This is a genomic window from Rhodobacteraceae bacterium LMO-JJ12 (assembly GCA_021555075.1).
GTDB lineage: Bacteria > Pseudomonadota > Alphaproteobacteria > Rhodobacterales > Rhodobacteraceae > JAKGBX01.
This window is the reverse complement of record JAKGBX010000001.1, coordinates 872,557-896,186: the sequence shown is the minus strand read 5'-3', so window position 1 is coordinate 896,186 and position 23,630 is coordinate 872,557. Positions and strand designations below refer to the sequence as shown.

The following is a 23,630-nucleotide window of genomic DNA, read 5'->3' as shown; positions in this document are numbered from 1 at the left end:
CGCCTATACAATCAATCCCCAACCGCGAATCAGCGGGGCTTTCCTCCCAATAGTGACGAGAAAAACGCTTAGGAATGACTAATTTGCCTCACATTCTGTTTCATATTGGAAATCTGATGGCGCGATTTCGCCGTTGATTGCGCTAACCCGGCATTGGTTGCGCTAACTGGGGCAAACCTGCCTGTTCCCTGCCACAACCCGCATGCTAAGACCCCGACACGGCCCCTCCGGGCCGCCGGGAGGCAGCATTTTGCGCCCCGCGAACAAGACTTTTCCGCGACAAACGCGGGCGAATGAGGAGCATAAGCGACATGACTACTGGACGGGTAAACCCGAACTTTCGGCTTGAAGATCAAGGTATTAACGGGCTGGGTAATGTCTATTACAACTTCTTGGAGCCCGCGCTTATCGAAGAAGCAGTGAAACGTAGCGAAGGCAATTTGGGCCAAGGCGGCACTTTTCTGGTTTCGACCGGCAAGTTCACTGGTCGGTCCCCAAAAGACAAACATGTGGTCAAAACTCCATCGGTCGTTGACAAAATCTGGTGGGAAAACAACGCTGAAATGTCGCCTGAAGGTTTTGACGCGCTCTATAATGACATGCTCGAGCACATGAAGGGCGGCGACTATTTCGTACAAGATTTGGTCGGCGGAGCCGATCCCGAACATGCCATCAACGTGCGCATGGTCACTGAACTGGCCTGGCACGGGCTGTTCAACCGCCATCTGCTGCGCCGCCCCTCCAGCGAAGCACTGAATAGTTACGTCGCCGATTTCACCATTATCAACTGCCCCAATTTCAAATCCGACCCGGCGCGCCACGATTGTCGTTCTGACACAGTGATTGCATTGAACTTCGACAAAAAGCTGATCCTGGTCGCCAACACCGAATATGCTGGTGAAAACAAGAAATCAGTGTTCACCCTGCTGAATTACCTTTTACCCGAAAAAGGCATCATGCCGATGCATTGCTCGGCCAACCACGCCACAGGCAACCCGGTCGACACAGCCGTATTCTTCGGCCTGTCGGGCACTGGCAAAACCACGCTCTCGGCCGACCCCTCGCGCACTTTGATAGGTGATGACGAACATGGCTGGTCGGATCGCGGTACCTTCAATTTTGAAGGCGGCTGCTATGCCAAGACGATCAACCTCAGCGCCGAGGCCGAACCCGAAATCTATGCCACGACCCAGAAATTCGGCACCGTAATCGAAAATATGGTTTTCGACGAAGAAACCCGGGCGCTTGATTTTGACGATGACAGCCTCACCGCCAACATGCGTTGCGCCTACCCGCTGAATTATATCTCCAACGCATCCGAGACGGCCCTTGGTGGGCACCCCAAAAATGTCATTATGTTGACTTGCGATGCGTTTGGCGTGCTGCCTCCGATTGCCCGGCTGACCCCGGCGCAGGCGATGTATCACTTCCTGTCGGGCTTCACCTCCAAGGTGGCTGGCACCGAACGCGGCGTGACCGAACCCGAACCGACCTTCTCGACCTGCTTTGGCGCGCCCTTTATGCCGCGCCGCCCCGAGGCTTATGGCAACCTGCTGCGCGACAAGATCGCCAAGCACGGCGCCACCTGCTGGCTGGTCAACACCGGCTGGACCGGCGGCGCCTATGGCACTGGCTCGCGGATGCCGATCAAAGCCACCCGCGCACTTCTTACGGCCGCGCTCGACGGTTCGCTCAACGAAGCCACTTTCCGCAAGGATCCCAACTTTGGTTTCGACGTGCCCGTTACGGTGCCGGGCGTGGACTCCACGCTGCTCGATCCGCGCGCAACATGGGCCGACAAGGAAGGCTATGATGCGCAGGCCGCCAAACTGGTGCAGATGTTCGCCGACAATTTCGAGCAGTATGTGCCGTTCATCGATGATGACGTCAAAGCCGCCGCAATTGGCTGAGCGGTCGGCGGTGTGATCCGCCACCCTGCAAAAACCTCAAACGCCCTGGTCAGAAATGATCAGGGCGTTTTGCTTTGAGGGGCAGCGCTCCCAACTGACGCCCCGCAAGGGGACGCGCAGCATTTAGGTATTCAGGGCCAAGAAAACGTCTGTGCAAGCCTGCAGCGGCTTCTGCCCGATCAATATGGCATTGGATGTGCGCGGTGTGCCGTGTCGATCTCGTCCAGAACCTCATCAGAGAGCACCACATCCGCAGCGCCCAACGCCAGTTCCAATTGTTCCAGCGTCGTTGCGCCGAAAATCGGTATGCAGGGGAAGGGCCGTGCCAGGGTCCAAGCCAGTGCCATCTGCGACGGGTCGAGCCCATGGCGTCGCGCAATCTCAATATAGGCGTCGATCGCCGGAAACACCCGCTCGGTCCGCCGCCCGCCAAGCTCGGGAACCAGGCTCATCCGCGATCCTTCAGGCACCGCGCCGCCTTGGTATTTTCCGCTCAATAGCCCTGCCGCCAGCGGCGAAAACGCCAGAAGCGGCACATCCTCATTGTGGCTCAACTCGGCCAGATCGGTATCGAACAACCGGCAAAGCAGAGAATATTCGTTCTGGATCGACGCAACGCGCGGGCCTCCGACCCGCTCGGCCACACCAAGCCATTGCGCTGTGCCCCAGGCGCTCTCGTTAGACAGGCCAAAGGCGCGAATACGCCCCTTGGCCACCTCATCACCAAGCGCGCCCAACACATCTTCCATATGGGCGATGGTTTGGTCGCGGTCTTGCGATGACGGATCATAACGCCAGTTCTGGCGAAACATGTAAGACCCGCGATTGGGCCAATGCAGCTGATACAGGTCGATATAGTCCGTCTTGAGCCGCCGCAAACTGTCCTCGATCGCACCCGGAATGGTCTCGCTGGAAATCGGCGCACCATCGCGCGCGTGCTTCATTCCTTCACCGGAATGTTTGGTGGCCAGAACCACCTCTGCCCGCCGCCCTGTGCGGGCAAACCAGTTGCCGATCACCTCTTCTGTGCGGCCCGTGGTTTCGGCACTCACCGGATTGACCGGGTACATTTCGGCTGTATCGATGAAATCCACCCCGCACGCCAATGCGCGTTCGATCTGGGCATGTGCTTCGCCTTGCGATGTCTGCGTTCCCCATGTCATCGAGCCGAGGCACATTTCGCTCACCTCAATCCCCGACCGCCCCAATGCCACCCGTTTCATCCACCTGCCCCTTGCGGTTACCAAATTTTCAGCGGCACCCTTACACCGCTATGTCAGGGCATCAACCCAACTTCGGGGTGAGGTCGTTATCCAGCCCCCGCCTTGGTCTTCTTCCAACACACACGGTGGCAAGGTGTTTGTCTTAACCATCCCGCTAAAAGCGGGCCATCTCTGCAACAAACATCCAAACCCGAAACACACAACTGGCGCAAGCTGCACCCAACCAAGAAAAACGACACGTCCCTGTCGCTCCGCCACTTGCCAAGCCCGGCTCGCATGACATGCTGGCCCCATGCGTTTGTTGATTTCCTTTGCCGCCCTGTTCCTGTCGGTCATCCTGTTGCAGCTTTCCTCGGGCGGCGTCGGACCGCTGGATGCACTATCGGGCCTCGCGCTCGGTTTCAGCCGCGAACAGATTGGCCTGCTCGGGTCAGCGCATTTCTTCGGTTTCTTCATCGGCTGCTGGTGGGCGCCGCGCCTGATGGGCAATGTCGGCCATTCGCGTGCCTTCGCCGCCTTCACAGCCACTGGCGCCATCGGGCTTCTGGGCCATTATCTCGTGATCGACCCCTACGCCTGGGCCATAATGCGGGTCGCCTCGGGGCTTTGTGTTGCGGGCTGCTACACGGTGGTCGAAGCGTGGCTGCAAGCCAAGGTCACCAACGAAACCCGTGGTCGCGCGATGGGCGTTTACCGGATTGTCGACATGACGGGTTCGCTCGCTGCGCAATTGGTGATCTCGGTTCTCGCTCCGGCCTCCTATGTTTCCTACAACTTGCTGGCGCTCTTGTGTTGCGCTGCCCTCCTGCCGCTCACCCTGTCAAAAACGCCCCAGCCGGACACCCCCGCCGCCCCCCGGCTGCGCCCGATGCTGGCCGTGACCCGTTCGCCGCTGGCCGCCGCCGGGGTTGTCGTGGCGGCGCTCAGCTCGGCATCATTTCGCATGGTCGGGCCGGTCTATGGCCAAGAAGTCGGCCTCGCGACGACCCAGATCGCCTGGTTCCTTGCCGCCTTCGTGCTCGGCGGGGCACTGGCGCAATATCCGGTTGGCTGGCTGGCGGACAAATTTGACCGCCGCTGGGTGCTGATCGCCATGTCTCTCGCCGCAACGCTTAGCTGCGCAGCCACGGCGCTCCTCACCGGGCTGACAACAACAGGCATCATGCTGCTGGCTGGCATATTTGGCCTCACCACCTTTCCGATTTATTCCATTTCGGCCGCCCACGCCCATGATTTCGCCAGCAATGACGAACGGGTCGAGCTTTCTGCCGCATTGATGTTCTGGTATGCGACCGGCGCTATCGCGGCGCCGCTCGTGGCGTCGTGGCTGATGGAAGGATACGGCCCATCGGCGCTCTTCTTCATGATCGGGGCCGGTCACGCCGTGCTGATCGTGTTCGGCCTCACACGGATGCGCTCACGCGCCGCGCCAGAGATGCGCACGCCTTATGTCTGGTCGCCGCGCACAACCTTCCTGATCGGTCGCCTGTTTGGAAAAACCCGCGAGAAGTAATGCGGTTTCCGGCGCTGGCACTCCGCCGCACGATGGTTTATTGGATGCGCAAACGCCAAGGCGTCTCGCACAAAACCTGCCTCTCGGGTGCTTGTGTGAAACGCCCGCAACAAACATTCGTCGCGCCGCGTTTCGCCTCATCCCTGTCTCAGGAACAAGGTGAAACGCCTTAGATCAGGGATACCCCATGGCCCGCCATCTCATCACCTCTGCCATTCCCTATATCAACGGCATCAAGCACCTAGGCAATCTTGTCGGCTCTCAACTGCCCGCCGATCTCTTCGCGCGCTACCAACGCGCCCGCGGCAACGAAGTATTGTTCCTCTGTGCCACCGACGAACACGGCACCCCGGCCGAACTTGCAGCCGCCAAAGCTGGCAAACCGGTCGCCGAATTCTGCGCCGAAATGCACGCCGTACAGGCCAAAATTGCCGATGGCTTCCGCCTGTCATTTGATCACTTCGGCCGCTCCTCCAGCCCGCAAAACCACAAGCTGACCCAGCATTTCGCAGGCAAACTGGCCGAGGCCGGACTGATCGAGGAAGTCTCGGAAAAGCAAGTCTATTCCAAGGCCGATGGCCGTTTCCTGCCGGATCGCTATATCGAAGGCACCTGCCCCAATTGTGGCTATGAAAATGCCCGTGGTGATCAATGCGAAAACTGCACCAAACAACTTGATCCAACCGATCTGATCAACCCGCGTTCCGCCGTTTCCGGCTCCACCGATCTGGAAGTGCGTGAAACAAAGCACCTCTATCTTACCCAGTCGAAAATGCGCGATCAGCTCAACGCGTGGATCGACACCAAGACCGACTGGCCGGTACTAACCACTTCGATTGCCAAGAAATGGCTCAACGATGGTGACGGCCTGCGCGATCGTGGCATCACCCGCGATCTTGATTGGGGCATCCCGGTCATGAAAGGCGAAGAACCCTGGCCCGGTATGGAGGGCAAGGTTTTTTACGTCTGGTTTGACGCCCCCATCGAATATATTGCCGCCGCACAGGAATGGGTCGAGGCGGGCAAAGGCGACGATTGGCAACGCTGGTGGCGCACCGATAAAGGCGCGGACGACGTGCGCTATACCCAGTTCATGGGCAAGGACAACGTGCCGTTCCATACGCTCAGCTTCCCGGCGACGATCATCGGGTCAGGCGAGCCTTGGAAGCTGGTCGACTACATCAAATCCTTCAATTATCTGAATTACGATGGTGGCCAGTTCTCCACCAGCCAAGGCCGCGGCGTGTTCATGGATCAGGCTTTGGAAATCCTCCCACCGGATTACTGGCGCTGGTGGCTGCTCAGCCACGCACCCGAAAGCTCGGACAGCGAATTCACCTGGGAAAACTTCCAGGCGTCGGTCAACAAGGATCTGGCGGATGTCTTGGGCAATTTCGTCTCCCGCGTCACCAAATTCTGCCGCTCGAAATTCGGTGAAACGGTTCCCGAGGCAGGCACCTATGGGCCAGATGAAGAACGCCTGATCGTTGAACTCACCACCCGCATTCGCGCTTACGAGTCCAACATGGAAGCGATGGAGGTACGCAAATCCGCGCAAGAGTTGCGCGCGATCTGGTCGGCAGGCAACGAATACCTGCAAGAGGCCGCGCCTTGGTCCACCTTCAAGACCGACCCCGACAAGGCGGCCGCGCAAATCCGCCTCGCGCTCAACCTCATCCGGCTCTATGCGGTGCTGTCCTCACCCTTCATCCCCGATGCTACGGCAACGCTCCTGTCGGCGATGAACACGCTTGATACCGAATGGCCCGACGACGTGGCCGAGGCTCTGTCGGCGCTGCCCGCAGGTCATGAGTTTTCAGTGCCCGAGAACCTGTTCTCGAAAATCGACGACGAACAGCGTGAAGACTGGGCAAGCCGCTTTTCCGGCACACGCAGCTAAGCTGACCCGCGTGCGCGCCGCAGGCCTTGTGCCTGTGGCCGACGTGGCGCAGCGAGTATTTCAGGAAAGATGAAGCACACTCGCGCGCCCTGTCCGAGGGGCCTGTAATAATGCGCGCATTTTGGCTTGACTCAGCTTTGCTATTTTTCTTAACATGTTAATTAATACTGGGAGGGTGATCTGGGAGGAGACCTGACTTGCCGCATTTCAGCATCGAGTATTCGGCCAATCTGGAAGACATGGTGGATATCGCAGCCCTTTGCGATCACCTGCGCCGCGCCGCCATTGAAACCGGTGTTTTCCCGATGCCCGGCGTGCGCGTTCGGGCCTTTCGCGCGACCCATGTCTCAATAGCCAATGGCGATCCCAAACACGCCTTCCTTGATCTGTCGATCCGCCTGCGCGCCGGGCGCGCGCCCGAGGATAAATCCCGCGCCACGCAAGCTGTATTTGACGCGCTGCAAACCTTCATGGCCCCCGCACTTGCCCGCCATTCCATCGCGCTATCGGTCGAGATGCGCGATATCGATCCCGATCTCAGCCCCAAGACCGGCACCATCCGCGACCACCTGCCCAAGACCTGATGAAAGATTACGCCATGACAGCACTTGCGCAGAACATCGAAAAGCTTTCCGGCTACCTTGCCCGCTTCAAGGAAACCGGGATCATGAATCGCATTGCCGGCAAAGATTGCGCGGGATCGGGCGGCGTGTTTCAGACAATCTCGCCCGTGAACAAATCAGTGATCTGTGATGTGGCACGCGGCAACGAAGCCGATATTGATGCCGCTGCCAAGGCCGCTGCCGATGCCTTCCCTGCATGGCGCGACATGCCCGCGCTTGAGCGCAAGAAGATCCTGATCAATGTCGCCGACGCCATCGAAGCACGCGCCGAGGAAATCGCGCTCTGTGAGTGCTGGGACACAGGCCAGACCTTACGCTTCATGTCCAAAGCCGCTCTGCGCGGAGCTGAAAATTTCCGCTATTTCGCCGATCAGGTGGTTCAGGCGCGCGACGGCCAGCACCTTCAATCGCCCACGTTGATGAACATCACCACCCGCAAACCAATCGGCCCCGTGGGCGTGATCACCCCGTGGAACACGCCGTTCATGCTCTCGACCTGGAAAATTGCCCCGGCGCTGGCGGCTGGCTGCACCGTGGTGCACAAACCCGCCGAAGACAGCCCGCTAAGCGCACGCCTGCTGGTTGAGATCGCCGAAGAAGCCGGCCTGCCGCCGGGCGTCCTGAACACCGTTAATGGCTATGGACATGACGCCGGCAAACGCCTCACCGAGCACCCCGCGATCAAGGCCATCGCCTTTGTCGGTGAAAGCCGCACAGGCTCGATCATCACCAAACAAGGCGCCGACACGCTCAAGCGCATGCATCTCGAACTTGGCGGCAAGAACCCCGTCATTGTGTTTGATGATGCTGATCTAGAACGCGCGCTCGATGCGGTGATCTTCATGATCTATTCCATCAACGGCGAGCGCTGCACCTCGTCTTCCCGCCTGCTGGTGCAGGACACGATCCGCGAGGAATTTGAGGCGCGCCTTGTCGAGCGCGTCAACAACATCAAGGTCGGTCACCCGCTTGATCCCGCGACCGAAATCGGCCCTCTTGTGAGCGAAGAACACTACAACAAGGTCACCTCCTATTTCCAAGTCGCGCACGAAGACGGCGCCACCATTGCCGCTGGCGGCGAAAAGATTGGCGATGAGGGCTATTTCATCCGCCCCACCCTGTTCACCAATGCGACCAACAAGATGCGCATCGCGCAGGAGGAGATCTTCGGCCCGGTGCTGACCTCGATCCCGTTCAGCACGGAAGAAGAAGCGCTGGAAATGGCCAATGACACACAATACGGCCTGACGGGTTACGTCTGGACCAACGATCTCACCCGCGCGCTGCGCTTTACCGACAGGCTGGAAGCGGGCATGATCTGGGTAAACTCCGAAAACGTCCGCCACCTGCCGACCCCGTTTGGAGGCGTCAAGGCCAGCGGCATTGGGCGTGATGGCGGCGACTGGAGTTTTGAGTTCTACATGGAGCAAAAGCACATCGGATTCGCCACCGGCCAACACACGATCATGCGGCTAGGTGCCTGACCCGAAAGCCCCGCAGGGAGACCAGACATGGGAGAGATCGTTCTCGCCGCCAAGATGACCCACGTGCCGACCATGCTGATGTCCGAACAGGATGGACCCGTGAAAGGCAAACGCCAGCCCGCCATTGACGGTCACACCGAAATCGCCAGCCGTGCCAAGGCTCTGGGCGCTGACACCGTGGTGATATGTGACACCCATTGGGTGGTTAACGCGGGCTTTCACATCAACGCCAACAGCCGTTTCAAGGGGCTGTTCACCTCCAACGAATTCCCCCATTTCATCCAGAACATGCCCTACGCCTATGAGGGCAACCCCGCGCTGGGGGATGCTATCGCCACGGTCGCCACCGACAAGGGCGCCCACACGCTGGCCCATCACCTCGACAGTCTCGAATTGGAATATGGCTCGCTGGTGCCGCTACGGTTCATGTCGCGTGAACACGAGATGAAGGTCGTCTCCGTCGCGGCCTGGTGCACCGTGCATGGCCACGACGAAAGCCGCATTGTAGGCCAAGCAATCCGCGAAGCGGTTGAGGCTTCCGACAGCAAGGTTCTGCTGGTCGCCTCCGGCTCACTGTCACACAAGATCTGGCCCAACAAGGATTACGCCGCCAATAACGGCACCTTCACCATCAGCTCGGAATTCAACCGTCAAATGGATCTGCACGTGCTCGAGATGTGGAAGAACGGCGATCATGCCACCTTCCTCAAAATGCTCGGTGATTATGCCAGCCTATGCTGCGGTGAAGGGTTCATGCACGACACGGCAATGCTCTACGGCGCGCTTGGCTGGGACAAATATGACGCCAAATGCGAGGTGGTCACGCCCTATTTCCCGTCTTCCGGCACCGGCCAGACCAACGTGATCTTTCCGGTGACCTGATGCAGAATTTTACAAAAAATGCCGACCTGTTTTCCTTCGAGGAAAACGACGTCAGACCAAGCGGCTGCTCGCTGAAGGAGACTTGATATGCCCGTTCCCGCCCCTGTCCTTTACCCGCCGTTCAACATCGTGCGGCTGTCTCACGTTGAATACCACATAACCGACCTGCAAAAATCGCGCGCCTTTTACGTTGACACCTTGGGTCTGCAAGTCACCCATGAAGACGCGCGCGAGATTTACCTGCGCGCGATGGAGGAACGCGGCCATCACTGCATCGTTCTGAAACAAGCCGGAGAGGCAAATGTCGGCGTGCTCGGCTTCAAGCTCTATGACGAACCCGACCTCGACAAGGCCGAAGCGTTCTTCCGATCCAAAGGCTTGCCCACCGAATGGGTCGAGCGCCCCTATATGGGCCGCACCCTGCGCACCCGCGATCCCTTCGGCATCCCGCTCGAGTTCTACGTCAAGATGGACCGCCTCGCGCCGATCCACCAAGAATACAAGCTCTACCAGGGGGTAAAACCACTCAGGATCGACCATTTCAACATGTTCTCGTCGAATGTCGATGACAGCGTCGCCTTCTACAACGAGATCGGCTTCCGCACGACCGAATACACCGAAGATGACGAGTCTGGCCGCGTCTGGGCCGCCTGGATGCACCGCAAGGGCGGCGTGCATGATGTGGCCTTCACCAACGGCACCGGCCCGCGCTTGCATCACACCGCCTTCTGGGTGCCGACCCCGCTCAACATCATCGACCTGCTCGATCTGATGGCCACCACAGGCTGGGTCTCCAACATCGAGCGCGGCCCTGGGCGGCATGGCATCTCCAACGCCTTCTTCCTCTACATCCGCGACCCCGATGGCCACCGCATCGAGATCTATTGCTCGGACTATCAAACCGTCGATCCCGATCTCGAAGCGATCAAATGGGATCTCAAAGACCCCCAGCGCCAGACCCTTTGGGGCGCCCCCGCGCCGCGCTCCTGGTTCGAGGAAGGCAGCGTTTTCGAAGGCACCACCCCGGTAGATAGCGACATGAAAGCCCAACCGATCATCGCACCGTGAGCGGCGGAATTTTGAGTATTTGTAGAAAGATGAAACAGCGGACCGGAAAGAAAACCCCATGTGTGATGCAACTCTCGGCGGCACCGCCACCAGCGACATCCTGATTGACAATACCCGCGTGCGCGTCACCCGTTGGTCCTTCGCCAACAAGGGCGACAACACCGGCTGGCACCGGCACGAACATGATTACGTGGTGGTTCCGCAATTCGATGGCGCGCTCGAAATCGACCTGCCCGACAGCAAACACATGACAGCCGAGCTGAAAACCGGTGTTCCCTATTTCCGCGAACTCGGTGTTGAGCATGACGTGATCAGCGGCAATGATTTCCCCTGCGCTTTCATCGAAATCGAACTTCTCGACAAAAAGGGATAACCCATGCAATTCGCAACCATCCGCGCCGACAGTGAGCAGCTTTACGGTATCCTGCGCGAGGATGGCTTCATCGCCCTCTCCGCCGATTTCCCACAATGGAAAACCCTGCGCAATGTGATCGAAGCCGACGCCTTGAAGGAGCTTGCCCATGCCGCGCTGGATCGCGCCATTACCCATGCCCCCGGCAGGTTCACCCTTGAAATCCCCGTGCCCGACCCGGAAAAGATCATCTGCGTCGGCGTCAACTTTCCCGACCGCAACGCTGAATACAAGGACGGGCAAGACGCCCCGCCCAACATGTCGCTGTTCATCCGCTTCCCGCGCTCGTTCACCGGCCATGCACAACCGTTGATCCGCCCGCCCGAAACGCCCCAACTCGACTATGAGGGCGAAATCGCCATCATCATCGGCAAAGGCGGGCGCCGCATTCCCGAGGCCCAGGCCTATGACCATATCGCCGCGCTGACGTTGTGCAACGAAGGCACCCTGCGCGATTGGGTGCGCCATGCTAAATTCAACGTGACCCAAGGCAAGAACTGGGACCGCTCCGGCGCCATGGGCCCCGGCCTCATCCCCTTCACCCATGCGGCCCAGCTCGACGATATCCGCCTCACCACGCATGTGAACGGCGAACTTCGCCAAGACGACCGCACCAGCCGGATGCTGTTCCCGATCCGCCGCCAGATCGCCTATATCTCGACCTTCACCACGCTCGTCCCCGGCGACATCATCGTCACCGGAACCCCCACCGGTGCAGGCGCGCGCTTTGATCCGCCCCGCTTTCTCAAACCGGGCGACGAAATCACCGTCAGCGCGACAGGCATCGGCACTCTGGTCAATGGCGTCGAGGACGAGGCATGACCCCCGCCGAAATCGCCGCCGCCGCCGATGCGCTCTTTCACGCCGACGAATCCGGTCAGCAGATCGGCCTCCTCTCGGTCGCCCATCCCTACATCACCATGAACGACGCCTATGCCATCCAGACCGCCCTGGTCGCGCGAAAACAGGCCGCAGGCCGCCGCGTGATCGGCTGGAAGATCGGCCTCACCTCGCGCGCCATGCAACAAGCCCTCGGCATCGATATCCCCGATAGCGGCGTGCTGCTCGATGACATGTCGTTCGAGAACGACGCCACCATCCCCGCCGGGCGCTTCATCCAGCCCCGCATCGAGGCAGAAATCGCCTTCGTGATGAAAGCCCCTCTCAAAGGCCGTATCAGCCACAACGACGTGCTCGCCGCCACCGATTACGTCGCCCCCGCCATCGAAATTCTCGACACCCGCATCCTTCGCTCCGATCCCGCCACCGGCCAACCGCGCCGCATCTTCGATACCATCGCCGACAACGCCGCGAATGCCGGCATCATCCTTGGCAAAGGCCGCTTTGATCCATCACACGAAAACCTGCGCTGGACCGGCGCCATCGTCTCGGCCAATGGCCAGGTAGAGGAAACCGGCCTCGGCGCCGGCGTGCTCAATGATCCGGTCGCCGGCATCATCTGGCTGGCCGAGCGCATGGAGCAATACGGAGCCAGCATCGACGCCGGGCAGGTAGTCCTCTCAGGCTCTTTCATACGCCCCATCGAATGCCCCACCGGCACCCGGATCGACGCCGATTTCGGCCCATGGGGCCACGTCACTTGCCAGTTTGGCTGACCCGAACCCGTCCCTTCATCTTGCCTGAAATATCCCGGGGGTGTGGGGGCAGCGCCCCCCCCGACGCGCCGCACTGGCGCCCCCGCTTCAGTTGATCCCGTTCGCCTGTTGAAGGGCGCGCACATAAGCCACGATCGCGCCAACATCGGCCTCGGTCAGCCCCTCCACGGGCGCCATATCGCCAAACGGCCAGTGATGCGCGCGCACGCCATTTTGCACTGCCCGCAGGAAGGCGAAATCGGCATGGTGCGAAGGCTCATAGATCTTGTGAACCAACGGCGGCGCCGTGCCCTTGATACCGCCCGCATTCTCGCCATGACACGCGGCGCATTTCGCCTCGAAGCCGCGTTTGCCCATCTGCGCCTGATCGCTCAACTGACTTGGCAAGACCGGATCAACGATCATGGCACCCTCGGAAATTCCATCCATGGTGGTGCTGCTCATTGCATTCGACAATCCAACGCCACCGCCCATGTGACCCGTCGGCGCCATCGCGCCATCAGGGCGCAAATACCACCACCCCAACGTGCCCAGCGTCACTACCGCGATGATTGTCAGCAAATTTCTGTTGTTCAAACCGTGCCTCCCCATTTCCAAGGAAAGGCACCAAGCACCCTTCCCCTATGGGAGGGTCAAGTCACAAACCGTCAGAGCGGGGACGCCCTACGCGTCACGAATGATTTTCGCAAACGGATCAAACATCGCCTCATTGGCACAGATCACCCCGCCATCCTCCAGAAGGTTTTCCCCCGGTCTCAACGGCTCAATCATTCCGCCCGCTTCGCGCACGATCACCACTCCCGCCGCCATGTCCCAGGGTTTGAGACGCCGCTCCCAGAAGCCATCGTAACGCCCCGCCGCGACATAGGCCAAATCCAGAGCCGCCGATCCGAACCGCCGCACCCCGGCACATCCCGGCAAGATCCGCCCCAGATCCCTCAGCGTCTCGGGCAGATCGGCCCGCCCGCCAAACGGCAAACCCGTGGCGAATATGCACTCGATCATGCGGCGACGTCCCGAAACCCGCAGACGCTGCGCATTGTTCAGCCAGGCACCCTCGCCTTTTTCGGCATAAAACATCTCATCCTTGGCCGGGTCATAAACCACACCCGAAACAACCTGCCCCTTATGCTCCAAAGCAATCGACACCGACCAATGCGGCAGCCCATGCAAGAAGTTGGTGGTGCCGTCCAGCGGATCGACAATCCAGCGCCGTGTCGGATCATCACCATCCTCGGCGCCACCTTCTTCGGCCAGCCAGCCATAGGTCGGACGCGCCTCGCGCAGCTCTTCCTTCAGAATGCCTTCCGCCCGGATATCCGCACGGCTGACAAAATCACCCGCCCCCTTCATGCTGACCTGAAGGTTCTCGACCTCGCGGAAATCCTTCACAAGGCTCCGACCCGCCTTGCGCGCCGCCTTCATCATGATGTTGAGATTCGCACTGCCTTGCATGGCCCGGCTCCTTGGTTGGTCAGAGCGCGCGTATAGCCCCGGATCGCCCCGTTGCCAAGGGTTAGGCGGCTTTGATCTGCCCCGAAACCGGGTTCGCCGCGCTTGCGCCCCTGCGCCCTGCCCTACCCGCGTTGCAACCGCACCGGAATCTCGCGTGCCAGCTTGAGAAAATGCGCCATGAACGGCTTGTCGCCGTCATCTTCGCGGATCGCCGCATAGAGCCGCTTGGTCAGCCCCTCCTTGGTGATTGGCCGCGTTACATAATCGCTTGAATAGCGCACCTCCCGCACCACCCAATCGGGCAGAACGGCAACCCCCCGGTTCGACGCCACCAGCATCAGGATCACCGCCGTCAACTCAACCTGCCTCACCGCGCGCGGTTCGACCTTCGCAGGCGTCAGAAGCTCGGTAAACACATCCAACCGACTGCGCTCCACTGGATAAGTGATCAGCAACTCGTCGCGAAAATCCTCAGCCTCGACAAACTCTTTCTGCGCCAGTGGATGGCTGGCCGCCGCCACGAAAACCGGTTCGTAATCAAACAGCGGTCGAAACACGACGCCGGGCAAATCTTCAGGGTCAGAAGAAATTACAACGTCCACAGCCTCGCGCCCCAATGCGGGCAACGCATCAAATGCCAGACCGGGGCGAATATCCACATCAACATCCCCCCAGGCCTTGCGAAACTGCTCAAGCACCGGAAACAGCCACTCGAAACAGGCATGGCATTCAATGGCGATGTGCATCCGCCCGGCACTGCCCTCGCGCAGCCCCTCAAATTCAGCCTCAAGCGCCTCGATCTCGGGCAGCACCGTCTCGGCGGTCCTGAGCAATCTTTGCCCCGCCGCCGAGAGACGCAAAGGCTTGGAACGTCTGACAAAAAGCTCGACCCCGGCTTGGTCCTCGATACCCTTGATCTGATGGCTCAGCGCCGATTGCGTGATGTTAAGCTGCTCGGCGGCCCGCGCCAAACCACCGGTTTCATGGATCGCCCGAATAGTGCGCAGATGACGAAATTCGATATGCATCGCTAACCCGATTGCGGCCCGTTTCTGAGCCGCCCTCATATTGAACGTGAATTATATGAGTTTGTTTCATGAACATAAATGCGGCACAAGAGGCGAAACCAATCAAGCGAGTCGTCAAATGCCCCCGAAGATCTCCCTCGAATTCTTCCCGCCGCAAAACCTCGAAGGTTCGTTCCGGCTGTGGGACACGATCCATGCACTCGCTCCGTTGGCGCCGCGTTTCGTCTCGGTCACTTACGGCGCGGGCGGCACCACCCGCGACCTGACCCGCGACGCCGTGCGCACGATCAACAAGGCCACCGGCCTGCCCGTCGCTGCCCACCTCACTTGTGTCGATGCAACGCGCGCTGAAACGCTTGAAATCGCTGCAGATTACGCCGCCTCGGGCGTGAGCGAAATCGTCGCCCTGCGCGGCGACCCGCCCAAAGGCTCAAACGGTTTTACGCCCCACGCCGATGGTTTTGCCAACTCAGTTGAGTTGATCGAAGCGCTCGCCGCAACCGGCAAATTCACCCTGCGCGTCGGCGCCTACCCCGACCGCCATCCCGAAGCGCGCGATTCCCAGGCCGATATCGACTGGCTGAAAGCCAAACTCGACGCCGGGGCCGACGAAGCCATCACCCAATTCTTTTTTGAGGCCGAAACCTTCCTGCGCTTCCGCGACGCCTGCGCCAAGGCCGGCATCACCAAGCCGATCACCCCCGGCATCCTGCCGATCGAGAACTGGAAAGGCGCGCGCAATTTCGCCCTGCGCTGCGGCACCACCATCCCGGCGTGGCTTGACGATGGTTTTGCCAAGGCGGCGCGCGATGGGCGCGAAGACCTGCTGGCGACCGCAATCTGCACCGAGCTCTGCTCGGATCTGATCAGCGAAGGCGTGGACAACCTGCATTTCTACACCCTCAACCGTCCCGAACTGACCCGCAATGTCTGCCACGCGCTTGGCATCGCGCCGCAGGTGCAACTTCAAAACGTCGCGTAACGGGGCACCACCCCGTCTGGACGCTCCAGCGCCGCCGCCCTAGCATCCCTGCGCAAAGAGGGAGAACAACCATGGGCGATACCCGAAAATATGCCGAAAGCTTCGACGATCTGCCCAAGATCGACGAAATCCTGTCGATGTCGGGGCTGGAGTTCATGCTTGCGGTAAAGGAAGGCCGCCTGCCCGGCCCGCCAATCGGACGCACCCTTGGGTTCTGGCCGTCGCATGTCGAAGATGGCAAGGTGATCTTTACCGGCGCCCCAAGTTTTGACGTGATGAATCCCATCGGCACGGTGCATGGCGGTTGGTATGGCACCGTGCTCGACAGCTGTATGGCCTGCGCGATTCAAACCAAAGTACCCCGTGGATCGACCTATACCACCCTGGAATACAAGGTGAACATCATCCGTCCGATCCCCGTCGACATGCAGGTGAATGCGATTGGCACCGTGCATCATGCCGGGCGCTCGACCGGAATCGCCGATGGTGAAATCCGCGGCGTTGAAGATGGTAAGCTTTACGCCACGGGTTCGACCACCTGTATCATCATGAAAATGGCCTGACACGGCACAACCGCTTTGACGATTGAGCGGTGGCCCCGCTTGGCGGCGTCGCCGGGGGCCTCGCTTCGCTCGGCCCCGATAATCCATCCGCCGGTGTGCGCGTTGGCAAGATGTGGCGATTTCCCGATCTTGGGCAGCAGGCTCAGTTGATCAATGCGCCATGCACCAGCGCCTTCAACTCGGCGCGCGACGTATAGGACGAAGACGGCACGAGCTGGGTGAAAAACACCGCCGTCAGCTCTTCCACCGGGTCGGTCCAGAAATTGGTGCTGGCCATGCCACCCCATCCAAAGTCGCCCACCGAACCGGGCGCGCGTGCCAACGCCGGATCGAGCACGACACCGCCGCCGATTCCAAAGCCCATGCCGCTCATCGGCATTTCAGAGAATGTCTTGGCGCCCATCGAGGCAATATCGCCGTTGAGGTGATTGCGACGCATGAAGTTCAGCGTGCGCGGCCCAAGAAGCCGCGCGCCATCCAACGCACCACCACGCCGGATCATCTCGCCAAAGCGGAAATAGTCGTCGAGCGTTGAACACAGGCCCCCACCGCCTGACAGACAGCTCACCTGACCTTGGCTAAAGGCGCTGTCTTGCGCCGAATCAAGCAGCGCCAGGGGGTCATCCTCGGTTTTGACATAGCAATCGGCGAAGCGCCCGAGCCTGTCGCGCGGCACAGCAAAGAAGGTATCTTTCATGCCCAGCGGCTCGAACACCCATTCGCGAAACACCTGATCGAGCGTTTTTCCGGTGATCACCTCGATCACCCGGCCGATGATATCGATCCCCACCGAATACTCCCAGCGCGCGCCCGGCTGAAACGACAATGGCTGCGCCGCCGCCCGGTCGCACATCGCACTCAGCGCGCCGACACGCGGGCCGAAATCGATCTTTTCCTCGGCATAGATTTGCGCTGCCAACCCGGGGTTGAAGCCATAGGTCATGCCCGATGTATGGGTCAGAAGCTGGTGCAGGGTCGGCGAGGCGGCCGGTTCCGTCTGATCGCCCTGCCCGGCGCCGGGGATCAACGCCCGCAACTTGCCAAATGCCGGGATGTATTCGCTCACCGGAGTGTCAAGATAAACCTCGCCGCGCTCCAGCAGCATGGCGAAAACCACCGATGTCACCACTTTGGTCATCGAATAGATCCGCACGATCGTGTCACGTTCGTAGGGCAAACCCTTGTCAATCGACCGCAGCCCGTCACACGCGAGATAGGCAATCTCGCCACGCCGCGCCAGCAGGAAGGACGACCCCGAATAGCGCCCGGCTTCGCGGTTCGCCGCCATCCAGGTATCGATCCGCTTCAAACGCTCAGCGTCAAAGCCCAGGTCCAGGCTCATACTTCCAGCCACTCCTTGCGCACATCCTCATTGGCCATCAGTTCATCGGGCGTGCCCTCGAACACCATCCGTCCATGACCCATCACGTAAACCCGCGACGCCACCCGGAGCGCGATGGTCAGTTTCTGCTCAACCAGAAGGATCGACACGCCACGTTTAGCAATCATTTCAAGCATGTCGCCGACCTGTTCGACGATCTTGGGCGCCAGCCCCTCGGTCGGCTCGTCGATCATGATGAAATCCGGATCCCCCATCAAGGCACGGCACACGGTCAACATCTGCTTTTCCCCGCCCGACAGAACCGAGGCTTCGATATCAGCGCGCGTGCGTAGATTCTCGAACTGGTCGAACATATCTTCTATCGACCAGCGACCGTCGCCGTCTTTCTGCCCCGGCTTCAACCCCAGGATCAGGTTCTGCCGCGTCGTCAGCCCTGGAAAGATGTCGCGGTTTTCCGGCACGTAACCCAAGCCCGCCTTGGCAATTTCATAGCTTGGCTTGCCCGCCAATTCCTGACCACGAAACTTGACCGAACCTTTCGGCGTGACCTCACCCATCACCGCCTTGCAGGTGGTTGACCGTCCCACACCATTGCGCCCCAGAAGGGCAACGATTTCACCTTCGCCGACATTAAGATCCACCCCCTGAAGGATGTGGCTCTTGCCGTAATAGGCATGTAAATCAGTGACTTCCAGCATCGCGCTCATGATGCGTCCTCCAGTGGCGTGCCAAGATAGGCTTCCTGCACCGCCTTGGAGGCGCGCACCTGTTCCGGCGTGTTGCTTTCGATGATCTCGCCATAAACCAGAACGCTGATCCGGTCGGCCAGATCAAAGATCACCCCCATGTCATGTTCCACCACAATCAGGGTCTTGTCCTCAGTCACCTTGCGGATCAGATCGACAATCAGGCTGGTTTCCGAATGGCTCATCCCCGCGCAGGGCTCATCCAGCATGATGATATCGGCCCCGCCCGCAATGGTGATCCCGATTTCCAGCGCGCGCTGTTCGGCATAGGCCAGCGACCCGGCGATCATATTGCGCCGCCCCAAGAGGTTGATCTGGTCGAGAATGGCATCAGCCCGCTCAGTCAGCCGCTTCTGCCCGTTCACCATATGCCAGAAGCTGTATTTATACCCCTCCGACCACATCAGCCCACAGCGCACGTTTTCAAACACCGTCATATTGTGGAAGATGTTGGTGATCTGGAAACTGCGCGACAGACCCATACGGTTGATCTCAAACGGCTTCTTGCCGCTAACATTCTTGCCATGCAGATACACACCGCCGGATGTCGGAGTGTATTTCCCGGTGATCAGGTTGAACAACGTCGATTTGCCCGCGCCGTTCGGGCCGATAATGGCATGCCGCTCACCCTTGGCAATCTTGAGGTTCACATCTTGAATGATCTTCGCAAGCCCAAAGCTTTTGGAAAGGTTTCGCAACTCGATCGCTGGGGTGCTCATGATCCGGCTCCCTTCATTGATGTGGCTTGCGCAAAGGCTTCCTTCAGCATCGGGGCGAGTTTGTTGAGGAGATAAACTCCAATCACGAACACCACGATAGCGCTCAGCATTGGCAAAACTCCATGGCTGTCGAAGGTGATACCATACAGCGTCATTTCGCTGTCACCCACCGCAGCGCTTCGGATGTGAAACAGAATCTCAAGAAACGCGGCACCACCCAGAACCACCATCAGCGCCGGGATCGCCATCAAGGCATATGGCTTGACCAGCAGCCTGAACTTGCCAAGCTTCCAAGGCAGAATATGGATCGCCAGAAGCCCGGTTAACCCGAACGGAAAGAACATCACCGTCGCCAGAAACAGAATGCCCAGATAGAGCGACCAAATCTCTGTATAGAGCGCCAGAACCGTTTGCAGCAAGGTAAACACAATCGCCCCAATGATCGGACCGATGAAGAATCCAACCCCGCCAAGGAACGTCGCCAAAAGGATCGAACCAGAGGTCACAAGGTTCAGGTTTTCCTCGGTCAGGATTTCAAAGTTGATGGCGAAAAGCGCCCCTGCGATACCAGCAAAGAAACCCGACGCACAAAAGCTGATCCAGCGCACATGGCGTTGGCTATAGCCCAGGAATTCTGCTCGTTCCTCATTATCACGCACCGCATTGGAAATCCGCCCAATCGGCGTACGGGTATAGAGATACATGCCCAGCGCCGCGATAAAGAGCCATAACGCAGTCAGGTAATAGACCTGCGATTGCGCTCCGAAATCCAGCCCGAAGAATTCCGGCCCCATGGTCCGATCACCGCTGATCCCCTCTTCACCGCCAAAAAAGATCACGATGATGATTGAGCTGGCAGCCACAAGCTCTCCCACACCGAGCGAGATCATGGCAAAGACAGTCCCGGCGCGTCGCGTCGAGAAGGAGCCGATCAAAAAGGCAAAGAACAAACCGAAAATCCCGCCGACGATAGGCAGCAGCGGCAGCGGCAGCCAAAGCCCACCCTCGACCATGTTCATCACATGCATCGCACAGAAACCGCCAAGCCCCATATAGACGGCATGGCCGAACGACAGCATCCCGCCCTGCCCCAAAAGCATGTTATAGCTCAGCGCAAAAACGATGGTGATCCCCATCTGGTTCATGATGGTCAACGCCGAACGCGAGTCAAAAACCAGCGGCAGAATGATTAGAATGACCGCCGCCACAAGCCATGGCCACAACAGATTGAGCGGAAGCAGGCGTCGGGTGCCAGCGGTCAGCGGGGTGTTGGGCGAAATACTCATGATTCACGCTTCCCGAACAGGCCCTGTGGGCGCACCACAAGAACGATTACCATCAAGAGATAGGGCAAGATCGGCCCGATCTGCGGCAGCGTCAGCGTCCAAAGATCCTGCCAGGCACTATCCCAGATCGGCTCGGGTTTATCAAAGCCAAGACCGGTCAGAATATCTTCCATACGCACATTGTACGTCGCTGCAAACGTCTGGATCCAGCCAATAAGCAATGACGCGATCAACGCACCCCAGAGCGATCCCAAACCACCGATCACGATGGTCACAAAGACAATTGACCCCAAAAACACCGCCATCCCCGGAAATGTGCCCATCACAGGTCCGGCAATCACCCCCGCAAGCCCGGCCATCGCCGTGCCAACGCCAAACACGCCCATGAAGACCAAAGGCACGTTATGGCCAAGGTTCTGCACCGTTTCGGGATAGCTCAGAGCTGCCTGAATGGTCATTCCGATGCGGGTCTTGGTAAGAATGTATAGCAGCGCGAGGAAAAGACCGATCGCGACGAAGATCATGAAAACCTTGTAAGCTGGGAAAGCATTGCCCGCGATAGAGAAGGCGGCGAAATCCAACGCCTCGGGCGCCCGATATGGCATCTGACTGCGACCCCAGAAGAACTGCACCACTTCTTCGATCAAAAGTGCCAGACCAAAGGTAAAGATCAACTCGGGAACATGGCCGTATTTATGCACCCGCCTAAGCCCGTATCGCTCGATCAGCGCGCCAAACACGCCGACAATGATAGGCGCCACGATCAAACCGACCCAGAACCCCGTATAGGTGCTTATCTGATAGGCGAAATAGGCGCCCAGCATATAGAAACTGGCATGGGCAAAGTTCAGCACACCCATCATGGAAAAGATCAGCGTAAGCCCGCTGCAGAGCATAAACAGTAGCAGCCCCGTGACGAGCCCGTCCAGGATGTTGACGATGAAGAGCGACATCAGATGCGGTCCCCTTTCTTCGATCGGTTCATTGATATGTTTGATGAGCGGCGAGATAGGTCCGGGCCGCGCGTGTTGCGGCCCGGACCATTAAAAGACCCGGCTTACGGGCGCTTCATTTCGCAAGTCGTCGGAGCATCCTTGGACGCCATGGTGACAGTGGATTCCTGCAACACACCATAATCCGAATTGTCATAGGTAAACGTGATACCCTCATTGGTGTGAACCTGGATGTGGATATCCTGAATGATCTGGTGATCTTGCGCGCGCATCATCAGCTTGCCGCCGAACACACCATCAGCTTCCATACCTTCCAAAGCACTCGCCACAGCAACAACGTCAGTTGCAGTTCCGGCTTTCTCGGCGGCCATGGCCAGCATGTTGATCACGTTGAAGATACGGCCTTGGTCGATATTGCCATCAGGATACTTGGCCTTGAAGGCATTGTAGAGGGCAGTCGCCTCATCGCTCGCCGGAGGGTTGATCTGGCTTTCCGCGACCAAACGGATGCTGTTCTTGCCGGACTCGCCAAACGCAGCCGTCATACCCGAACCAGCACCATAGTAGGTAAAGATCGGCCCATCAAAGCCGTTCTCGATGGCCGATTTGCCCAGGCCCAGCATGTCCGAACCCCAGTTGCCCGTGATCACCGCATCAGCACCCGATGACACGATCTTGCGCGCATAGGGGGTGAAGTCCTTCACCTTGCCAATCGGGTGCAACTCGTTCCCGACGATCTCAATATCGGGGCGCTTTGCGCCCAGCATGCTGGCCGCAGCGGCGGACACAGCCTTACCAAAGCTATAATCCTGACCAATGACATAGACCTTCTTGATCGATTCATCTGCCGCGATCACGTCGGTCATTGCATCCATCTTCATGTCGGCATTGGCGTCAAAGCGGAAATGCCAGAAGTTGCAGGCCTCGTTGGTCAGCGCTGGATCGACAGCCGAATAGTTCAGGAACAGAACTCGGGCGTCAGGGTTGCGTTTGTTATGCTTTTCAATCGCATCGGTCAGCGCATGCGCCGGACCCGAGCCGTTGCCCTGCACGATATAGCGCGCGCCTTGGTCAATCGCGACCTGAAGCTGGATCAGCGATTCCTTAGGGCTGGTCTTGTTGTCAAAACCGATAACTTCGAACGTCGTGCCATCCAGAACACCGCCCTTGTCATTCACCAGATAGTCGGCGGCGAATTCAAATTGATGCAGACCGTTGACGCCAGTCGCGGCAAACGGCCCCGACAGCGGATCAATATACGCGATCTTGACACTTTCGGCATGAGCCGCCGTCGCCGCAATACCTGCAACAACCGCACTCAGAACCAGTTTCTTAAACGATTTCATATGGTCTTTCCTCCCTAGATTGATTTGGTTCAGCGCACCCGGATTGTATCCATCCGTTTTTGCGCACTGCGCCCGGGGGCATTGGCGCAACGCTTCGCTGCACACTCCCCGGCTTGATTCACACCGCTCGTTCCCCTTAGGTATTCACCCCTCATTAAAGACCCGTGCCACTCCTCCCCGACACAGTTGCCGGAAATGGTCCAAGTCTGCGACCCTATTAAAGAAAGCGCTACGGCACGAACTCAAGGATTTCTTTGCCTTGTCGCGCATAACGTGGCGTCAGGATCCTTGACCGCTCGTGCAGCAGAAAAGTACTTTCTATCTACACCTTAGCGTGCCTTTGCCAACTGGCAACCAAAACGCGGGCGTTTCAAACAGTTTAGCCGATCGGCGACTCGTATAATTACCTCGCACTCCCCCGCAGAATTTGTGCCACATCTCAGGTAATCCACAACTTCTTGGGGTTATCCCCAACAAATCGCTTTACAGGGCATTCCCCGCGCCGCACCATATATCGTAGAGAATGTAGGCATTGCCCCATTCCCTAGAGCAGGCACCAAGCGCTTGGGGGCGCTGCCA

The 23,630-nt window shown here is 59.0% G+C and carries 22 protein-coding genes; 12 read left to right on the top strand and 10 right to left on the bottom strand.

The genetic code is table 11. The features are described 5' to 3' along the window. The first annotated feature begins 311 nt into the window (after positions 1–311). The gene (locus LZG00_04250) at positions 312–1,910 is read left to right on the top strand and encodes a phosphoenolpyruvate carboxykinase (protein ID MCF3593203.1); all 1,599 of its coding nucleotides are present in this window, start codon (positions 312–314) and stop codon (positions 1,908–1,910) included. Between the two features lie 179 nt (positions 1,911–2,089). Here LZG00_04250 and LZG00_04245 read toward each other — a convergent pair whose 3' ends face one another. Further along, positions 2,090–3,133 carry an aldo/keto reductase gene (locus LZG00_04245; protein MCF3593202.1) on the bottom strand — a complete coding sequence of 348 codons (1,044 nt, stop codon included), beginning with the start codon at positions 3,131–3,133 and terminating at the stop codon, positions 2,090–2,092. A 292-nt stretch (positions 3,134–3,425) separates the two neighbouring features. On the opposite strand from LZG00_04245, the gene LZG00_04240 reads away from it, so the two are divergent. From LZG00_04240 to hpaH, 9 genes are all read left to right on the top strand, one after another. Beyond that, complete coding sequence (locus LZG00_04240; GenBank protein MCF3593201.1) at positions 3,426–4,646, top strand: MFS transporter; 1,221 nt, start codon at positions 3,426–3,428, stop codon at positions 4,644–4,646. A 187-nt stretch (positions 4,647–4,833) separates the two neighbouring features. Continuing rightward, positions 4,834–6,546, top strand: a complete 1,713-nt coding sequence (gene metG, locus LZG00_04235) for a methionine--tRNA ligase (GenBank protein MCF3593200.1) — start codon at positions 4,834–4,836, stop codon at positions 6,544–6,546. A gap of 197 nt (positions 6,547–6,743) precedes the next feature. Continuing rightward, positions 6,744–7,130 carry a 5-carboxymethyl-2-hydroxymuconate Delta-isomerase gene (locus LZG00_04230; protein ID MCF3593199.1) on the top strand — a complete coding sequence of 129 codons (387 nt, stop codon included), beginning with the start codon at positions 6,744–6,746 and terminating at the stop codon, positions 7,128–7,130. 14 nt (positions 7,131–7,144) lie between these two features. Next, complete coding sequence (gene hpaE / locus LZG00_04225) at positions 7,145–8,653, top strand: 5-carboxymethyl-2-hydroxymuconate semialdehyde dehydrogenase (GenBank protein ID MCF3593198.1); 1,509 nt, start codon at positions 7,145–7,147, stop codon at positions 8,651–8,653. A gap of 27 nt (positions 8,654–8,680) precedes the next feature. Beyond that, a complete protein-coding gene (gene hpaD / locus LZG00_04220) occupies positions 8,681–9,535 on the top strand; it encodes a 3,4-dihydroxyphenylacetate 2,3-dioxygenase (protein ID MCF3593197.1) in 855 nt (284 codons plus the stop codon). 87 nt (positions 9,536–9,622) lie between these two features. Then, entirely contained in the window at positions 9,623–10,603 is a 981-nt protein-coding gene (hpaD, locus tag LZG00_04215) for a 3,4-dihydroxyphenylacetate 2,3-dioxygenase (GenBank protein MCF3593196.1), read from the top strand. A gap of 58 nt (positions 10,604–10,661) precedes the next feature. Continuing rightward, the gene (locus LZG00_04210; protein MCF3593195.1) at positions 10,662–10,976 is read left to right on the top strand and encodes a cupin domain-containing protein; all 315 of its coding nucleotides are present in this window, start codon (positions 10,662–10,664) and stop codon (positions 10,974–10,976) included. 3 nt (positions 10,977–10,979) lie between these two features. After that, positions 10,980–11,837: a fumarylacetoacetate hydrolase family protein gene (locus LZG00_04205; protein ID MCF3593194.1), complete on the top strand. Its 858-nt coding sequence runs from the start codon at positions 10,980–10,982 to the stop codon at positions 11,835–11,837. Continuing rightward, positions 11,834–12,631 carry a 2-oxo-hepta-3-ene-1,7-dioic acid hydratase gene (hpaH, locus tag LZG00_04200; protein ID MCF3593193.1) on the top strand — a complete coding sequence of 266 codons (798 nt, stop codon included), beginning with the start codon at positions 11,834–11,836 and terminating at the stop codon, positions 12,629–12,631. Before LZG00_04205 ends, hpaH begins: the two co-directional genes overlap by 4 nt. 87 nt (positions 12,632–12,718) lie before the next feature. Here hpaH and LZG00_04195 read toward each other — a convergent pair whose 3' ends face one another. The 3 genes from LZG00_04195 to LZG00_04185 all read right to left on the bottom strand — a co-directional run bounded on the left by LZG00_04195 (position 12,719) and on the right by LZG00_04185 (position 15,114). Then, the gene (locus LZG00_04195; protein MCF3593192.1) at positions 12,719–13,105 is read right to left on the bottom strand and encodes a cytochrome c; all 387 of its coding nucleotides are present in this window, start codon (positions 13,103–13,105) and stop codon (positions 12,719–12,721) included. Positions 13,106–13,294: 189 nt separating this feature from the next. Further along, the gene (locus LZG00_04190; protein MCF3593191.1) at positions 13,295–14,086 is read right to left on the bottom strand and encodes an inositol monophosphatase; all 792 of its coding nucleotides are present in this window, start codon (positions 14,084–14,086) and stop codon (positions 13,295–13,297) included. A 122-nt stretch (positions 14,087–14,208) separates the two neighbouring features. After that, entirely contained in the window at positions 14,209–15,114 is a 906-nt protein-coding gene (locus LZG00_04185) for a LysR family transcriptional regulator (GenBank protein ID MCF3593190.1), read from the bottom strand. Positions 15,115–15,232: 118 nt separating this feature from the next. Here LZG00_04185 and metF point away from each other — a divergent pair, with 118 nt between their 5' ends. Beyond that, positions 15,233–16,096 (top strand): methylenetetrahydrofolate reductase [NAD(P)H], encoded by an 864-nt coding sequence (gene metF / locus LZG00_04180; protein ID MCF3593189.1) that lies wholly within the window; start codon positions 15,233–15,235, stop codon positions 16,094–16,096. Positions 16,097–16,167: 71 nt separating this feature from the next. Then, positions 16,168–16,659, top strand: coding sequence for a PaaI family thioesterase (locus LZG00_04175; protein ID MCF3593188.1), 492 nt, complete (start codon positions 16,168–16,170; stop codon positions 16,657–16,659). A gap of 142 nt (positions 16,660–16,801) precedes the next feature. Here the strand turns inward: LZG00_04175 and LZG00_04170 are convergent, their stop codons facing one another. The 6 genes from LZG00_04170 to LZG00_04145 all read right to left on the bottom strand — a co-directional run bounded on the left by LZG00_04170 (position 16,802) and on the right by LZG00_04145 (position 23,051). Beyond that, positions 16,802–18,001 carry a beta-lactamase family protein gene (locus LZG00_04170; protein MCF3593187.1) on the bottom strand — a complete coding sequence of 400 codons (1,200 nt, stop codon included), beginning with the start codon at positions 17,999–18,001 and terminating at the stop codon, positions 16,802–16,804. After that, positions 17,998–18,708: an ABC transporter ATP-binding protein gene (locus LZG00_04165; GenBank protein MCF3593186.1), complete on the bottom strand. Its 711-nt coding sequence runs from the start codon at positions 18,706–18,708 to the stop codon at positions 17,998–18,000. The genes LZG00_04170 and LZG00_04165 overlap by 4 nt, the downstream gene beginning before the upstream one ends. Next, entirely contained in the window at positions 18,705–19,466 is a 762-nt protein-coding gene (locus LZG00_04160; protein MCF3593185.1) for an ABC transporter ATP-binding protein, read from the bottom strand. Before LZG00_04160 ends, LZG00_04165 begins: the two co-directional genes overlap by 4 nt. Then, positions 19,463–20,752, bottom strand: coding sequence for a branched-chain amino acid ABC transporter permease (locus tag LZG00_04155; protein ID MCF3593184.1), 1,290 nt, complete (start codon positions 20,750–20,752; stop codon positions 19,463–19,465). Before LZG00_04155 ends, LZG00_04160 begins: the two co-directional genes overlap by 4 nt. Beyond that, positions 20,749–21,705: a branched-chain amino acid ABC transporter permease gene (locus LZG00_04150; protein ID MCF3593183.1), complete on the bottom strand. Its 957-nt coding sequence runs from the start codon at positions 21,703–21,705 to the stop codon at positions 20,749–20,751. Before LZG00_04150 ends, LZG00_04155 begins: the two co-directional genes overlap by 4 nt. 104 nt (positions 21,706–21,809) lie before the next feature. Next, a complete protein-coding gene (locus tag LZG00_04145; protein ID MCF3593182.1) occupies positions 21,810–23,051 on the bottom strand; it encodes a branched-chain amino acid ABC transporter substrate-binding protein in 1,242 nt (413 codons plus the stop codon). Between the last annotated feature and the right edge of the window lie 579 nt (positions 23,052–23,630).